Genomic DNA, 16,094 nt, shown 5'->3' with positions numbered 1-16,094 from the left:
GTCCTCCTCACGATCGCGACCGTTGGGTGACGGCGATGCACACGAGCACGGCGGCGGCCGTCAGCGGAGCGGCCGCCGTAAGGTGCTCGCCCAGCAGCAGCACCGACCACACCAGTGTGAGCAGCGGCTGCGCCAACTGCAACTGGCTGGCCCGCGGGATCCCGATGGCCGCCATGCCCCGGTACCAGACGACAAGGCCGAGGAACTGGGAGCCCGCCGCCACCCACAGCACCCCGGCCATGCCGTGCGCGGTCAGGTGCACGGCTTCGTACGACAGCGCCAGCGCGGCGGCCGGAACGGTGAGCGGCAGGCAGAGCACCAGCGCCCAGCCGATCACCTGCCAGCCCGGCATCACCCGGGCCAGCCGGCCGCCCTCGGTGTAGCCGGCCGCGCACACCAGCAGCGCGGCGGCCAGGTAGCCGTCGGCCGCCGTCAGCGCGCCACCGCTCTGCTGCACGGTGAAGGCGAGGACCGCGCACGCGCCCGCGAGGGCCGCCGCCCAGAAGGTGCGGGAGGGGCGGGTGCCCATCCGCAGCGCGGAGAAGAGCGCGGTGGTCAGCGGGAGCAGGCCGACGACCACGGCGGCGTGAGCGGTGGTGGAGGTCTGGAGAGCGAGGGTGGTCAGCAGGGGGAAGCCGAGCACCACTCCGGTGCCGACGACGGCGAGACCCGGCCAGTGCCGGCGGGCGGGCGGGGGCACGCGCAGGGCCAGCAGGCAGGTGCCCGCGATGGCGGCCGCGAGCACGCTGCGCACCGCCACGAGCGACCAGGGCCCGAACCCCTCCAGGCCCCAGGCAGTGGCCGGGAAGGTGAGGGAGAAGGCGAGCACACCGAGTGCGGCCTGGAGGGTGCCGCCGAGACCGAGCCGCTGCCGACCAGTGGTGACCGCTATCGTAGGTTCGGCGGTAGCGCTACTGTGTACTCTCATGCAACAGCGTAGCAGCGTCGCCGAACTGGTCAATCAACTGCGACGGGAACTCGACCGCTACTCATCAGGTGGAAAGCTCCCGTCGAGCCGGGCCCTGGTCGAGCGCTACCGGGTGAGCCCGGTGACCGTCTCTCGCGCGCTGGCACAACTGGTCGCCGAGGGCCTGGTCGTCACCCGGCCCGGCGCCGGAGCCTTCCGCGCCCCCTCACGCGGCGCGCCCCCGGCCACCGGGGACACCTCCTGGCAGGAGGTCGCGCTCAGCGCCGACGGCGCCGCCGAACTCGTACCGCGCACCGTCGACGCCTCGGGGGTCACGGTCTCCCTGGCCGCCCCGCCGCCGGGCGTGCTGGAGTTCAACGGCGGCTATCTGCACCCCTCGCTCCAGCCGGAGCGGGCGATGGCCGAGGCCCTGGCCCGCGCCGGGCGGCGCCCCGGCGCCTGGGGCCGCCCGCCGCTGGAGGGGCTGCCCGAACTGCGGGAGTGGTTCGCGCGCTCCATCGGCGGGGCCGTCACCGCCGCCGAGGTGCTGATCGCGGCGGGCGGTCAGTCCGCGCTGGCCACCGCGCTGCGCGCGCTCGCCACGCCCGGCGCGCCGGTACTCGTCGAGTCGCCCACCTACCCGGGCATGCTGGCCATCGCCCGCGCCGCCGGACTGCGCCCGGTGCCCGTACCGGTGGACCCCGACGGGGTGCGGCCGGAGCTGCTCGCCGACGCGTTCCGGGCGAGCGGCGCCCGGGTGTTCGTCTGCCAGCCCCTGTTCCAGAACCCCACCGGAGCCGTGCTCGCCCCCGCGCGGCGCGCGGAGGTGCTCGGCATCGCCCGGGAGGCGGGCGCCTTCGTGGTCGAGGACGACTTCGTACGGCGCCTGGTGCACGCGGACGCGGGCCCGCTGCCGCGCCCGCTGGCCGCCGACGACCCCGACGGTGTCGTCGTGCACGTCGGCTCGCTGACCAAGGTGACCTCGCCCAGCTTCCGGGTCAGCGCCCTGGCCGCCCGGGGGCCGGTGCTGGAACGCCTGCGCGCGATCCAGGTCGTCGACTCCTTCTTCGTGCCCCGCCCGATGCAGGAGGCGGCCCTGGAGCTCGTCGGCTCGCCCGCCTGGCCCCGCCATCTGCGCACCGTCGCGACCGAGCTGAAGGCCCGCCGGGTCGCGATGACCACCGCCCTGCGCCGCGACCTGCCCGAACTCGCCCTGCCGCACATCCCCTCGGGCGGCTACCACCTCTGGCTCCGCCTCCCCGACGGCGCCGAAGAGTCCGCCCTCACGTCCGCCACCCTCCGCGCGGGCGTCGCGATCACCCCCGGCCGCCCGTACTTCAGCGCCGAGCCCCCGGCGGCCCACCTCCGGCTGAGCTTCGCGGCGGTCGCCGGGACGGGGGAGATCGCGGAGGGGGTACGGCGACTGCGGACGGCGTGCGACGAGGTGCTGTAGCGCGGGCCGTGCCGCTGTGCCACCAGGGGAAAACCGGTTCGACACCGGCGGCCCCGGCCTGGAAGTCTCCCGGCATGACCGACACACCCGCCCTGCCCGAAGGCTACGAGTTCTCCGCCGACTCCGGACGCGTCGACGTCGACCGCGTCCACGGCTGGCTGTCCACCGACACGTACTGGGCGACCGACCGCCCCCGCGAGACGCACGAGCGCGCGATGGCCGCCTCGCTGAACTTCGGGGTGTACGACACGGCCTCGGGAGAGCAGGTGGCGTACGCGCGCGTGGTGACCGACGAGGCGCTGTTCGGCTGGCTCGCGGACGTGTACGTCGACCCGTCGGTGCGGGGCAAGGGCGTCGGAACGGCGATGGTCGGCGCCATCCGCGAGCACCTGCGGCCGTACGGGCTGCGCCGCCTCCTGCTCGCCACCAGCACCGCCCACGGCGTCTACGAGAAGGTGGGGTTCCGGCCGCTGGACCGTCCTGACCAGTGGATGGTGCACAGCTTCGTCCAAGGTCCCGCAGGCCCTCGGTAACTCCCGGGTAACGCCCCCTTGACCTGCTTACTTACGAGGCCCACCATCACCGCATGCAACTTCGGGTCACGTTCGTCGCCGCAGCGCGCAGCGCCCCCCTGCTCGCGGAGCGCTTCGAGGACGACCGGCCGCTGGACCAGGCCGGATGGGACGAGGTGCAGCGGGTCGCGGGGGAGTTGCTGCCGCTCGCGGCGGCCGAGCTGCGCTACTGCTCGCCGACGCCGCGCAGCCGCGCCACCGGTGACGCGCTGGGGTACGCCCCGCTGGTGCAGCTCGCCCTGCGGGACTGCGACATGGGCCGCTGGCGCGGGCTCACCCTGGGCGAGGCGATGGCCCGGGAGCCGGAGGCGGTGGACGCCTGGCTCGCCGACCCGCGCTCCACTCCGCACGGCGGCGAGTCACTGCTGGCCTTCATCTCCCGCGTCGGCGGCTGGCTGGACACCCGCCCCGCCGACGACGGCGGCCGCATCGTCGCCGTCGCCGAGCCCGCGGTGATCCGCGCCGCCCTGGTATACGCCCTGAAGGCACCGCCCTCGACCCACTGGAACATCGACGTCCGCCCCCTGTCCACCGTCACCGTCATAGGTCACGCCGGCCGCTGGAACCTCCGCTTCGACGGCGCGTCCCCCCAACGCCTCGGCATCCCCTGACCCGCCGCACCCGGCCCCTGCCTCGCCGGACGGGCCGGATTGTGCGGGCCGGGGCTGAGAGCCGCTGCCGGAAACTCCGTCGCCACCCCGTCCGGGCTCAGCTCACGCGTGTGTACTCCGTGGTGAGGACGAGGTCCTTCGCGGGGCCACCCACCCGCCACACCGTCCGCCAGTGGTCCGCGTCCCGGACCGTGAACTCGCCCCGGTAGAGGTCCGCCGCGCAGGGATGCCCGGTGACGTGGTGTCCGGACGTCAGGTCCAGGTCGTGGAAGGGCCGCCCGTCGGCGAACCGTACGTCGGCCGTGCCCGGCGCCGCGCCCGGCAGGAAACGCAGGGTGCGCTCGGCCGGCCGCGGGACGCCCTGCCAGGTGAAGGTGCCGGACTCCTCGTGCAACAGGCCGCCGCCCTCCAGCGGGCCGAAGACGGTGACCCCCTGGAACACCCCCTCGTCACCGCTCGCCAGGTCCCGCACGGTGCGCTCCACCCGCCACCGCCCGGCCAGATGCTCCAGCACGTCAGGCACGGGCCAGAACTCGCCCATCGTCGTCCCCGCTTCGGCCGCCGACGTATCCATGATCTCGACGATACGTCCCGGCCCATTGACGCGCTCATGCCTCCTGCCTATCTTGCCGTTCGAAGTGCTGACCACTGCTCGATATTTCGAACGTCTGCAACGACCGCAACGATCCCAGAGCCGCGGAGTATCCATGTCACGCACCACCCGCAATCGCCTCAGACTCGGCCTAGGGGCAAGCGCTTTCCTCCTGGCCGTCGGCCTCGTCCCCGCCCCCGCGCACGCCGAGGACGTCACCGACTACGCGATCACAGTCGACCCGGGCGCCAAGGGCGCCAAGATCGACGACACGATGTACGGCGTCTTCTTCGAGGACATCAACCGCGCCGCCGACGGCGGCCTGTACGCCGAACTCGTCCAGAACCGGTCCTTCGAGTACTCCACCGACGACAACAAGTCGTACACCCCCCTGACCGCCTGGACGGTCACCGGCACCGCTCAGGTCGCCAACGACTCCGGCCGGCTCGACGAGCGCAACCGCGACTACCTCTCCCTGGGCGCCGGTTCCTCGGTCACCAACTCCGGCTACAACACCGGCATCGCCGTCGCACAGGGCGAGAAGTACGACTTCTCGGTGTGGGCCCGCGCGACGGGCGGCACCACCCTCACCGTCACCCTCCAGGACGCCGACGGCACGCTCGCGACCGCCCGCAAGGTGGCCGTGGAGGGCGGCTGGGCCCAGTACAAGGTCACGTTCAAGGCGACCCGCACCAGCACCACCGGCCGCCTGACCGTCGCCTCCTCCGGCGCCGCGGCCCTCGACATGGTGTCCCTGTTCCCGCGCGACACCTACAAGCACGAGCCGAACGGCCTGCGCAAGGACCTCGCCGAGAAGATCGCCGCCCTGCACCCGGGCTTCGTGCGCTTCCCCGGCGGCTGCCTGGTCAACACCGGCTCCATGCAGGACTACAGCGAGGCCTCCGGCTGGCAGCGCAAGCGCTCCTACCAGTGGAAGGACACCATCGGTCCGGTCGAGACGCGCGCCACCAACTCCAACTTCTGGGGCTACAACCAGAGTTACGGCCTCGGCTACTACGAGTACTTCCGCTTCGCCGAGGACATCGGCGCCATGCCGCTGCCCGTCGTCCCCGCCCTGGTGACCGGCTGCGGCCAGAACAAGGCCGTCGACGACGACGCGCTGCTGGGGCGGCACATCCAGGACACCCTCGACCTCGTCGAGTTCGCCAACGGCCCGGTGACCTCCACCTGGGGCAAGAAGCGCGCCCAGATGGGCCACCCCAAGCCCTTCCACCTCACCCACATCGAGGTCGGCAACGAGGAGAACCTCCCCGACGAGTTCTTCGCCCGCTTCAAGCGGTTCCGCGCCGCCGTCCAGGCGAAGTACCCGTACATGAAGGTGATCTCCAACGCCGGCCCGGACGACTCCGGCTCCACCTTCGACACGGCCTGGCAGCTCAACCGGGACGCCAAGGTCGACATGGTCGACGAGCACTACTACAACAGCCCGCAGTGGTTCCTCCAGAACAACGACCGCTACGACTCCTACGACCGCAGCGGCCCCAAGGTCTTCCTCGGCGAGTACGCCTCGGGCGGCAACGCCTTCAAGAACGGTCTCGCCGAAGCCGCGTACATGACCGGCCTGGAGCGCAACGCCGACGTCGTGAAACTCGCCTCCTACGCCCCGCTGTTCGCCAACGAGGACTACGTCCAGTGGAGCCCGGACATGGTGTGGTTCAACAACCACGCCTCCTGGGGCTCCGCCGACTACGAGGTCCAGAAGCTCTTCATGAACAACGTGGGCGACCGGGTGGTGCCCTCGAAGGCGACGGGCACACCGTCGCTGCTCGGCCCCGTCACCGGCGCCGTGGGCCTGTCCACGTGGAACACCAGCGCCGCCTACGACGACGTCAAGGTCGCCGACGCCGACGGCAACACGCTGCTCACCGACGACTTCTCCGGCGACGCCGCGAAGTGGACGCACACCGGAACCGGCAGCTGGAGCGTCCAGGACGGGAGTTACGTCCAGACGGACACCGCCGCCGAGAACACCATGGTCACAGCCGGCGACCCCGCCTGGCACGACTACGACCTGCACGTGAAGGCCACCAAGAAGTCCGGCAAGGAGGGCTTCCTCGTCGCCTTCGGCGTCAAGGACACCGGCAACTACTACTGGTGGAACCTGGGCGGCTGGAACAACACCCAGTCCGCCGTCGAGCAGGCCGTGGACGGCGGCAAGTCCACGCTGATCTCCAAGGCGGGGTCGGTGGAGACGGGCCGTGCCTACGACGTCGACGTGAAGGTGCGCGGCCGCCAGGTCACCCTCTACCTCGACGGCCAGGAGTGGGGCAGCTTCACCGACGACAAGCCGGCCGAGCCCTTCCGGCAGGTCGTGACCCGGGACGCGAAGACCGGTGACCTGATCGTCAAGGTGGTCAACGCCCAGTCCTCGGCGGCGCGTACGGCCATCGACCTGGGCGGCGCCAAGGTGTCGCACAAGGCCCGCGTGACCACGCTGGCCGCCGCCCCCGACGCGGTGAACACGGAGACGGCCACCCCGGTCGCCCCCGTCACGTCCACCTACCGGGGGATCGCCGGCAAGTTCACGTACACCTTCCCGGCGAACTCCGTCACCTTCCTGCGGATCAGGCAGAAGTAGCCGCGGTCCCGCCCGCGGGCTGCTGCCCCACCGGCAGCAGCCCGCGCTCGGCGAAGACCTTCTTCGCGGCGAAGGTCGCGTTCAGCGCCCGCGGCATGCCGCAGTACACGGCCGAGTGCAGCAGCGCCTCGACTATCTGCTCGGGCGTGAGCCCCACGTTGAGGGCCGCGTTGACGTGCACGTCCAGCTGGGCCTCGCAGCCGCCGAGCGCGGTGAGCACGCCCAGGGTCACCAGCTGTCGGTCGCGCGGGGCGAGTCCGGGGCGGTCGTAGATCTCCCCGAAGGCCCAGGTGACGACCTGGTGGCCCAGTTCGGGACTGATGTCGGCGAGCGAGTCGACGACCCGCTGACCGGCCTCGCCGTCGACCCTCTTCAGGACCTCCAGGCCGTGGGCGAAACGCTCTTCGCGGGTGGTGCTCTCGCTCATGTCGAGTCATCCGTTCCGTCGGCCCGGCCCGGCGCGGGGCTCGCGCGGGGATCACCGGCCGACCCGCTCGAACGGTAGAACCTGGAGCGCACTCCAGGTCAAGCGGCGCCGCCGACGGCACCGGCCGAGGCATTAACCCCCTCATCATTTGCCGGACGGCTTTTATTCACCTGAAGGTCGGAAACCCTTCGAAAAGCCCTTCCCTGGGTCTTCGTCGACATATTCGGAATTCCTCTGACCACTTTTCGGTGATGACACAACCATTCGCGAATTCGGCCCGTCTGAGGGGGCGGATCAACGAATTCTGGGGGGGTTTCCGAGAATGCGACGCATCATCCTGCCCGGGGGCGCCGGCAGTGTCCGGAAGGCCGCCTCCCTGCTCGCGGCGGCCCTCACCGTCACCGCGATATGTGCCGGCGACATCATCGCCCGAAGCTACCCGTTCGGCCCCCGGACCCGGAGCGTCAACGACCTGGGCAACCAGTACGTGCCCTTCCACGCGCACCTGTGGGACCTGCTGCACGGACGCGCCGACGGCGGGCTCCTCGTCAACTGGCAGTCGGGCTTCGGCTCCGGTTTCCTGCCCGACTTCGGCACCTACCTCAGCAGCCCGTTCGCCCCGCTGGTGGCGGTGTTCCCGCGCGACCGGATCGACCTCGCGGTGTACGTGATCACCGTGCTGAAGACCGGCTGCGCGGCCGCCGCCATGGCCTTTCTGTTGCTCACGCTGCGCCCGGGCCGCTGGTGGGCCGCGGGACTGCTCGGCGCCTCCTACGCCCTGTGCGGCTGGAGCGTGGCGGCCGCCTCGTACAACCCGATGTGGCTCGACGGACTCATCGCCCTGCCGCTGCTGTGCCTGGCCGGCGAATGGACGCTGACCGGACGGCGGCCGCTGCTCGGGGTGCTGGTCGTCGCGGCCGCCTGGATCGCCAACTTCTACACCGCCTACATGGCCACCGTCGGCGCCGTGCTGGTGCTGCTGCTCCGGCTGTTGCTCGCCGGACTGCCCCGTCGGCGGGCGCTCGCGGTGGCGGGCCGCGCCGGCCTCACCTTCGCCCTCGGCGTGGGCCTGGCCGCACCGCTGGTGACGGTGGTGTACTTCGGCTCCAAGCACGCCTCCCCGGGCAGGTTCCAGGAGTTCGTACCGGCGACGGGGGAGGACCTGGCGGCCCGCCTGCTGCCGACGACCTACAGCTTCGGCACGCCCGCCGTGTACGTGGGCACCACGGCACTGCTGCTCGCCCTGGCCCTGCCGTTCCACCGGGCGGTGCCCCCGGCCGTGCGCACCGGGTGGACGGTGCTGGTGGTCGCGGTGACGCTGTCGATGCAGTGGAACCCGACCCACCTCGCCTGGCACGCCTTCACCGCACCGCAGGGCAGTCCGTACCGCCAGGCCTTCGTCCTGTGCGCGCTGCTGGTGATCGCCGCGTGGCACTCGCTCTCCTACGGCCCGCCGGACCGGCGCGCGCTGCTCACCGCGAGCGCCCTGCTTCTGCTGGTCGTGGCCGTCGCGAGCCGGAGCCATCTGGTACGCCCGTACGCCTGGCCGGTGCTCCTGCTCGCCGCCGTGGGCGCGCTGGGCGGGCTGGCCCTGCTCGCCGGCACGCACGGCGGGTGGCTCGCCGGCGGCACGCGCCGCACCGTGCTGACCGGGCTCACCGTCGCGCTGCTCGTCGGGGCACAGTTCGGGGAGGCCACCGCCAACTCCGCCGCGACCACCCGGCAGCGGTACGCGAGCATGGACCACTACGCCCCTTGGGGGAAGCGGCAGCGGCAGCAGTCGGAGGCGGTCACCAGGGCCGACGGCTGGCCCCGCTACCGCACGGACCCGGGCCGGGAACAGACCGTCGGCAACGACCCGTTGCTGCTGGGCGGCCAGGGCGCCCAGTACTACAGCAGCCACACCTCCGACGTCCTCTTCCGCACGCTCACCGCCCTCGGAGCCGGCTGGACCTCGGGCGGCCGTAGCCCGCAGAGCCTGGACAACGCCGTCACGGACGTGATCTTCTCCATCGGCGCGCGGGTGCACTCTCCGCCGGACCCGCACCACAAGTGGCCGCCCCAGGACGGCAGCCGGCTGACCGTGTCCCGACGGGACGTACCTCCCCTGGTCACGGTGCGACCGTCCGGCACCGCCGCACACCGGCACACAGGTGTGTCCGCCTTCGGGCCGTCGCCGTACCGCAACCAGGAACTACTGCTCGGCACCCGCGTCTACACCGTGCCCCGCCTCACGGTGCGGACCGCCGCCGGCGAGCCCCCGCACGGCGGCGACGCCGGGCATCCCGGACTGCTCGTCGGTGCCCCGGCCCCCGGGACCGCACGGAAGCCGACGATCACGGCCCGGTGCCCGGCCGGCAGCGAGGTGTACCTGTGGGCACCGCGCTACTCGGGCACCGCCCGGCTGGCCGGTGACTTCGCCGGACGGCCGGCCGCGCGGTTCAGGTCCGAGCCCTCCGGCGCCAGGATCGCCGCCATGCAGCCGCTCGGCAGGGTCCCGTCCTCCGGACGCCTCCGCGTCGACCTGGCACCCGAGCGGGCCGGCCGCATACCCGACGGCGCGGTCGGCTGCCTGGACACCGCCCGGCTGCACGACGCCGTCGCACGGCTCTCGACCACCGGCGCCACCCGGGTGCGCGTCTCCGACGGCACCGTGCGGGCCGAACTCCCCGCGGGCAGCACGGGCACCGCGGTCGTCGCGGTCCCCCGGACAGCCGGCTGGCGCTGCGCCCTGGGCGACGCCGCCGCCGTACCGGCCAGGAACTACTACGGCCTGATCGGCGTCCCCCTCGACGGCTCCTCGACGAGCCTCACCTGCACATTCCACCCGCCCGGCCTGCGCCTTGGAACGGCCGTCGGGGCCGCCTCGCTCCTCACCCTGGTCCTGCTCGCCGTCCTCAGCGCCATCCGCGGCCGGCGGCGTGCCACAAAACCGCCGTTGCCGACACCCACGCCCGCCCGACCGCGTGCGCCGATGGCCGACGCCCGCTGACGCCTTCCGGCTGCCGATGCCGCGGCGGTGGCGCCGGACCGGGTGGTGGCGATCAGCTGGATCGACGTGGCGGACGGTGAACACCGGGGGAAGATGTCATAGATTCGCCGGTTCATCCCGATTAGCATGCTGACTGCTCACGGGTTCCGCGGACAGGACGGGGTTGGCGAGGTGTCTTGCGCGGAATCGGCCGGTGGTCCTGAACCGGGGTCCCCGGAGCCGGACCCGGTGGCCGCGCGGCGCTCCGTGGCGCCGCTGCTCGCCGTGTGTGCCGGTTACTTCATGGTCATCCTGGACGTCACGGTCATCAACGTCGCCGTGCCCGCGGTGGGCCGGGACCTGTCGGCCTCGCTCACCGGCATCCAGTGGATCACGGACGGGTACACCCTGGTCTTCGCCGGGTTCCTGATGACCGGAGGCGCGCTGGGTGACCGGCTGGGCAACCGGCGGGTCTTCTGCTCGGGCGTGGTGGTGTTCACGGTGGCCTCGGCCGCGTGCGCGTTCGCGCCGAGCGCCCCCTTCCTCGTCGGGGCCCGTCTGGTCGAGGGGCTCGGCGCGGCGCTGATCGTCCCCGGCTCCCTCGCCCTGCTCCAGGAGGCCTATCCGGCGCCGGCGGCCCGCTCGCGCGCCTTCGGCCTGTGGGGGTCGATGGCGGGCATCGCGGCCTCCGCCGGGCCGCTGCTGGGCGGGCTGCTGGTGTCCACGGTGGGCTGGCGGTGGGTGTTCCTCATCAACCTGCCGGTCGGCGTGGCCTGCCTGGTGCTGACCTCGCGGCACGTCGCTCCCTCGCCGCGGCACCCCGACCGGGCCCTGGACTGGCCGGCCCAGTGCGCCGTGGTGGCGGCCGTGGCCCTGCTGACCGCCGCGCTGAACGAGGCCGGGCGGCGCGGCTGGTCCGACCCCGCCGTTCTCGCCGGGCTGGGCCTGGCCGTCCTGGCCGTCGCCGCGTTCGCGCTGCGCGAGCGGCTCGCCCGGTTTCCCGCCCTGCCCCTGCGTCTGCTGCGCTCACGCACGATGAGCGGCGGGGCCGCCATCGGCCTGCTGTTCAACTTCGGCTTCTACGGCATGGTCTTCACCGCCAGCCTGGACTTCCAGCACCAGCGCGGTTTCAGCGCCCTGAAGACCGGGCTGGCGCTGTTCCCGGCGGTGGCGATGACCACGTTCGCCTCCGTCCTGTCCGGGCGGCTGACCCGCCGCACCGGTGACCGTCCGCTGGTGGTCTCCGGCATGCTCCTGGGTGCCCTCGGGCTGGCCGGCTGGGCCGCGGCGGGCCTGGATCCCGCATATCCGCTGCTGGTGCTCCCGATGATGGCCACCGGCTTCGGTACGTCCTTCGCGCTCACCGGTTCCACCGCCACCGTGATGGGCGCCGCGCCCCCGGCGTACGCGGGGGCCGCCTCCGCCCTGTTCAACACCACCCGCCAGATCGGCAGCGCCATGGGCGTGGCCCTCGGCGGCAGCCTGCTCGCCACCAGCACCGACTACGGGGCCGGACTGCGCACCAGCATGATCATCGGGGCCCTCGCCTATCTGACGGCCGCCGCCCTCGCCTGGCGGTGCGTGCCGGCCGAGGCCCGCAGCGCGTGAACCCGCATCGCACGAACCCCCGCATTGCATAAACGTGCAGCGAAACGTATAGTCATGCCATCCAGAGGAGGGTGACATGGCGGTACGTGCGGCGGTGGCCGGAGCGAGCGGGTACGCGGGCGGAGAGGTCCTGCGGCTGCTCCTCGCGCACCCCGAGGTCGAGATCGGTGCCCTGACCGGCAACTCCAACGCCGGGCAGCGGCTCGGCGCGCTCCAGCCGCACCTGCTGCCGCTGGCCGACCGGGTGCTGACCGAGACCACCCCCGAGGCCCTCGCCGGGCACGACGTCGTCTTCCTCGCCCTCCCGCACGGGCAGTCCGCCGCTGTCGCCGAGCAGCTCGGACCCGAGGTGCTCGTGGTCGACATGGGCGCCGACTTCCGGCTGAAGGACCCGGCCGACTGGGAGCGGTTCTACGGCTCCCCGCACGCCGGAACCTGGCCCTACGGCCTCCCCGAACTGCCGGGTGCCCGCGCCGCGCTGGAGGGGTCCAAGCGCATCGCGGTACCCGGTTGCTACCCGACGGCCGTCTCCCTCGCGCTCTTCCCGGCCTACGCCGCCCACCTCGCCGAGACCGAGGCCGTGATCGTCGCCGCCTCCGGCACCTCGGGCGCGGGCAAGGCGCCCAAGCCGCACCTGCTGGGCAGCGAGGTGATGGGCTCCATGTCGCCGTACGGCGTCGGCGGCGGCCACCGGCACACCCCGGAGATGATCCAGAACCTCAGCGCGGCGGCGGGGGAGCGGGTCACCGTCTCCTTCACGCCCACGCTCGCGCCGATGCCCCGCGGGATCCTCGCCACGTGCAGTGCGAAGGCGGTCCCCGGCGTGACCGCCGAGTCCCTGCGTGCCGCGTACGAGAAGGCCTTCGCCGACGAGTCGTTCGTCCACCTCCTGCCCGAGGGACAGTGGCCCGCCACCGCGTCCGTCTACGGTTCCAACGCCGTTCAGGTGCAGGTCGCGTACGACGAGGCCGCCGGGCGCATCATCGCGATCAGCGCCATCGACAACCTGACCAAGGGCACCGCGGGCGGTGCCGTGCAGAGCATGAACCTCGCCCTGGGGTTCCACGAGACCACCGGGCTTTCCACGATCGGAGTCGCACCGTGAGTGTCACGGCAGCCAAGGGATTCACGGCAGCGGGCATCGCCGCCGGGATCAAGGAGAACGGCAACCCGGACCTGGCCCTCGTGGTCAACACCGGGCCACGCCGCGCCGCCGCGGGCGTCTTCACCTCCAACCGCGTCAAGGCGGCACCGGTGCTCTGGTCCGAGCAGGTACTCAAGGCCGGACAGGTGTCGGTGGTCGTCCTCAACTCCGGTGGCGCCAACGCCTGTACGGGGCCGAAGGGCTTCCAGGACACCCACGCCACCGCCGAGAAGGCCGCCGAGGTACTGGGAAGGGGCGCCATCGAGGTCGCCGTCTGCTCCACCGGGCTCATCGGTGTCCTCCTGCCCATGGACAAGCTGCTGCCGGGCGTGGAGAAGGCCGCCGCGCAGCTCTCCGAGCACGGCGGTGAGAAGGCCGCCATCGCCATCAAGACCACCGACACCGTCCACAAGACGTCGGTCGTGACCAAGGACGGCTGGACCGTCGGCGGCATGGCCAAGGGCGCGGGCATGCTCGCCCCCGGCCTCGCCACCATGCTGGTCGTCCTCACCACCGACGCCGACCTGGACGACGCCGGCCTGGACCAGGCCCTGCGGGCCGCCACCAAGGTCACCTTCGACCGCGTCGACTCCGACGGCTGCATGTCCACCAACGACACCGTGCTGCTGCTCGCCTCCGGCGCCTCCGGAATCACCCCGGAGTACGAGGAGTTCGCGGAGGCGGTACGACAGGTCTGCGACGATCTCGGCCAGCAGCTGATCCGGGACGCCGAGGGTGCCAGCAAGGACATCAAGGTCGAGGTGGTCAACGCCGCGACCGAGGACGACGCGGTGGAGGTGGGCCGCTCCATCGCCCGCAACAACCTCCTCAAGTGCGCCATCCACGGCGAGGACCCCAACTGGGGTCGCGTCCTGTCCGCGATCGGCACCACGTCCGCCGCCTTCGAACCCGACCAGCTGAACGTCGCCATCAACGGCGTCTGGGTCTGCAAGAACGGCGGAGTCGGGGAGGACCGCGACCTCGTCGACATGCGCTACCGCGAGGTGCACATCGTCGCCGACCTCGCCGCCGGCTCCCAGGCCGCCACCATCTGGACCAACGACCTCACTGCCGACTACGTCCACGAGAACAGCGCGTATTCCTCATGAGCAACGTGACCAGGAAACACACCGCTCTGCCCAAGGCCCAGATCCTCATCGAGGCACTGCCCTGGCTGGTCCGGCACAACGGCAGGACCGTCGTCATCAAGTTCGGCGGCAACGCCATGATCGACGAGGAGCTGAAGGCCGCGTTCGCCCAGGACGTCGTCTTCCTGCACCACGCCGGCCTCAGGCCCGTCGTCGTGCACGGCGGCGGCCCGCAGATCAGCGCCGCCCTCGACAAGCACGGCATCGTCAGCGAGTTCAAGGCCGGCCTGCGCGTCACCACCGAGGACGCCATGGACGTCGTACGCATGGTGCTCGCCGGACAGGTCCAGCGCGAACTGGTCGGGCTGCTCAACCAGCACGGGCCGCTCGCCGTCGGCCTCACCGGCGAGGACGCGCACACCATCACCGCCACCAGGCACCAGCCCGAGATCGACGGGGAGTTGGTCGACATCGGGCGGGTGGGCGAGATCACCGAGATCGACACGGGCGCCATCGAGGCGCTGCTCGCCGACGGCCGCATCCCGGTCGTCTCCTCGATCGCCCGATCCCAGGACGACGGACATGTCTACAACGTCAATGCTGATACGGCGGCTGCGGCTCTCGCTGCGGCACTGGGCGCCGAAACCCTCATGGTCCTCACGGACGTCGAGGGCCTCTACGAGGACTGGCCGCACAGCGACGAGGTGATCAGCCGCCTCACCGCTTCCCAACTGGAGAAGCTGCTGCCGGAGTTGTCCTCCGGCATGGTGCCGAAGATGGAGGGCTGCCTGCACGCCGTGCGGGGCGGGGTGCAGACCGCGCGCGTCATCGACGGCCGGGTCCAGCACTCGATCCTGCTGGAGATCTTCACCGACGAGGGCATCGGCACGATGGTCGTGCCCGACGAGCACGAGGGGGAGTCATGAGCAACGAGGAACTGACCGCACGGTGGCAGGGCGCGCTCATGAACAACTACGGCACGCCGCGACTGCCCCTCGTGCGCGGTGCGGGCGCGAAGCTGTGGGACGCCGACGGCAAGGAGTACGTCGACTTCGTCGGCGGTATCGCGGTCAACGCGCTCGGCCACGCCCACCCCGCCGTCGTCAAGGCCGTGAGCGAGCAGATCGCCTCCCTCGGCCACGTCTCCAACCTTTTCGTCGCCGAGCCGCCCGTCTCCCTCGCCGAGCGGCTGCTCCAGCTTTTCGGCCGGGACGGCAAGGTCTTCTTCTGCAACTCCGGCGCCGAGGCCAACGAGGGCGCCTTCAAGATCGGCCGGCTGACCGGGCGGACCCACATGGTCGCCACCCAGGGCGGCTTCCACGGCCGGACCATGGGCGCGCTCGCGCTCACCGGCCAGCCCGGCAAGCAGGAGCCGTTCCTGCCGCTGCCCGGCGACGTCACCCATGTGCCGTACGGCGACGCGCAGGCGCTGGCCGCCGCGGTCACCGAGGAGACGGCGCTCGTCGTCATCGAGCCGATCCAGGGCGAGAACGGGGTGGTCGTCCCGCCCGCCGGGTACCTGAAGGCGGCCCGCGCGATCACCGCGGCCACCGGGTCGCTGCTGGTCCTCGACGAGGTGCAGACCGGTGTCGGCCGCACCGGCAACTGGTTCGAGTACCAGGCCCACGAGGGCGTCCTGCCGGACGTCGTGACCCTCGCCAAGGGGCTCGGCGGCGGACTGCCGCTCGGCGCCACCGTCGCCTTCGGCCGCGCCGCCGACCTGCTCCAGCCGGGCCAGCACGGGACGACCTTCGGGGGCAACCCGGTCGCCTGCGCCGCCGGACTCGCCGTCCTCGACACCATCGCGAACGAGGGGCTGCTCCAGAACGTCAAGCGGCAGAGCGAGAAGTTGCGTGATGGAATCGAGGCGCTGGGCCACTCATTGATCGACCATGTCCGGGGTGCGGGCCTGCTCCTGGGTATCGTGCTCACCGAGCCGCTCGCGCCCCAGGTGCAGCAGGCGGCTCAGGAGGCCGGATTCCTGGTGAACGCGCCCGCCCCCGACGTCGTCCGGCTGATGCCGCCGCTGAACCTCGGCGACGACGAGGCGGACGCCCTTCTCCGGGCACTGCCCGGCATCCTCGACGCAGGTGACGGGGACGGACGAGCCGGAGAATGAGGC

Annotated in this window: 13 protein-coding genes; 10 read left to right on the top strand and 3 right to left on the bottom strand. The window is 72.1% G+C overall.

From position 1 onward, the window contains the following. Positions 1-7 precede the first annotated feature (7 nt). On the bottom strand, positions 8-928 hold the full coding sequence (locus ACFY01_RS19235; protein ID WP_390736901.1) for a DMT family transporter: 921 nt from the start codon (positions 926-928) through the stop codon (positions 8-10). On the opposite strand from ACFY01_RS19235, the gene ACFY01_RS19230 reads away from it, so the two are divergent. From ACFY01_RS19230 to ACFY01_RS19220, 3 genes are all read left to right on the top strand, one after another. Further along, entirely contained in the window at positions 927-2,360 is a 1,434-nt protein-coding gene (locus ACFY01_RS19230; protein WP_390736900.1) for a PLP-dependent aminotransferase family protein, read from the top strand. The two genes, ACFY01_RS19235 and ACFY01_RS19230, sit on opposite strands and share 2 nt — an antisense overlap. Before the next feature lie 74 nt (positions 2,361-2,434). Then, entirely contained in the window at positions 2,435-2,893 is a 459-nt protein-coding gene (locus tag ACFY01_RS19225) for a GNAT family N-acetyltransferase (RefSeq protein WP_390736899.1), read from the top strand. Between the two features lie 53 nt (positions 2,894-2,946). Continuing rightward, positions 2,947-3,543, top strand: coding sequence for a histidine phosphatase family protein (locus ACFY01_RS19220; protein ID WP_390736898.1), 597 nt, complete (start codon positions 2,947-2,949; stop codon positions 3,541-3,543). Positions 3,544-3,640: 97 nt separating this feature from the next. Here ACFY01_RS19220 and ACFY01_RS19215 read toward each other — a convergent pair whose 3' ends face one another. Next, positions 3,641-4,084: a DUF6314 family protein gene (locus ACFY01_RS19215; RefSeq protein WP_390737103.1), complete on the bottom strand. Its 444-nt coding sequence runs from the start codon at positions 4,082-4,084 to the stop codon at positions 3,641-3,643. A gap of 166 nt (positions 4,085-4,250) precedes the next feature. Between ACFY01_RS19215 and ACFY01_RS19210 the strand changes: the two genes are divergently transcribed. Further along, positions 4,251-6,734 (top strand): alpha-L-arabinofuranosidase C-terminal domain-containing protein, encoded by a 2,484-nt coding sequence (locus tag ACFY01_RS19210; protein WP_390736897.1) that lies wholly within the window; start codon positions 4,251-4,253, stop codon positions 6,732-6,734. Here ACFY01_RS19210 and ACFY01_RS19205 read toward each other — a convergent pair. Next, positions 6,721-7,161 (bottom strand): carboxymuconolactone decarboxylase family protein, encoded by a 441-nt coding sequence (locus ACFY01_RS19205; RefSeq protein WP_390736896.1) that lies wholly within the window; start codon positions 7,159-7,161, stop codon positions 6,721-6,723. The genes ACFY01_RS19210 and ACFY01_RS19205 overlap by 14 nt on opposite strands. 322 nt (positions 7,162-7,483) lie before the next feature. Here ACFY01_RS19205 and ACFY01_RS19200 point away from each other — a divergent pair, with 322 nt between their 5' ends. From ACFY01_RS19200 to ACFY01_RS19175, 6 genes are all read left to right on the top strand, one after another. After that, positions 7,484-10,153, top strand: coding sequence for a YfhO family protein (locus ACFY01_RS19200; protein ID WP_390736895.1), 2,670 nt, complete (start codon positions 7,484-7,486; stop codon positions 10,151-10,153). Between the two features lie 246 nt (positions 10,154-10,399). Then, positions 10,400-11,740: an MFS transporter gene (locus tag ACFY01_RS19195; RefSeq protein ID WP_390737102.1), complete on the top strand. Its 1,341-nt coding sequence runs from the start codon at positions 10,400-10,402 to the stop codon at positions 11,738-11,740. A gap of 76 nt (positions 11,741-11,816) precedes the next feature. Beyond that, complete coding sequence (gene argC, locus ACFY01_RS19190; protein ID WP_390736894.1) at positions 11,817-12,845, top strand: N-acetyl-gamma-glutamyl-phosphate reductase; 1,029 nt, start codon at positions 11,817-11,819, stop codon at positions 12,843-12,845. Continuing rightward, the gene (gene argJ / locus ACFY01_RS19185) at positions 12,842-13,993 is read left to right on the top strand and encodes a bifunctional glutamate N-acetyltransferase/amino-acid acetyltransferase ArgJ (RefSeq protein ID WP_390736893.1); all 1,152 of its coding nucleotides are present in this window, start codon (positions 12,842-12,844) and stop codon (positions 13,991-13,993) included. Before argC ends, argJ begins: the two co-directional genes overlap by 4 nt. Further along, a complete protein-coding gene (gene argB, locus ACFY01_RS19180) occupies positions 13,990-14,898 on the top strand; it encodes an acetylglutamate kinase (RefSeq protein WP_390736892.1) in 909 nt (302 codons plus the stop codon). The genes argJ and argB overlap by 4 nt, the downstream gene beginning before the upstream one ends. Then, positions 14,895-16,091, top strand: a complete 1,197-nt coding sequence (locus ACFY01_RS19175) for an acetylornithine transaminase (protein ID WP_390736891.1) — start codon at positions 14,895-14,897, stop codon at positions 16,089-16,091. The genes argB and ACFY01_RS19175 overlap by 4 nt, the downstream gene beginning before the upstream one ends. The last annotated feature ends 3 nt before the right edge of the window (positions 16,092-16,094 follow it).

The sequence above is a fragment of the Streptomyces sp. NPDC001480 genome, assembly GCF_042894725.1.
Taxonomy (GTDB): Bacteria; Actinomycetota; Actinomycetes; order Streptomycetales; family Streptomycetaceae; genus Streptomyces.
Note: the sequence above shows the minus strand (reverse complement) of the source record. Positions and strands in the feature narration are given on the sequence as shown.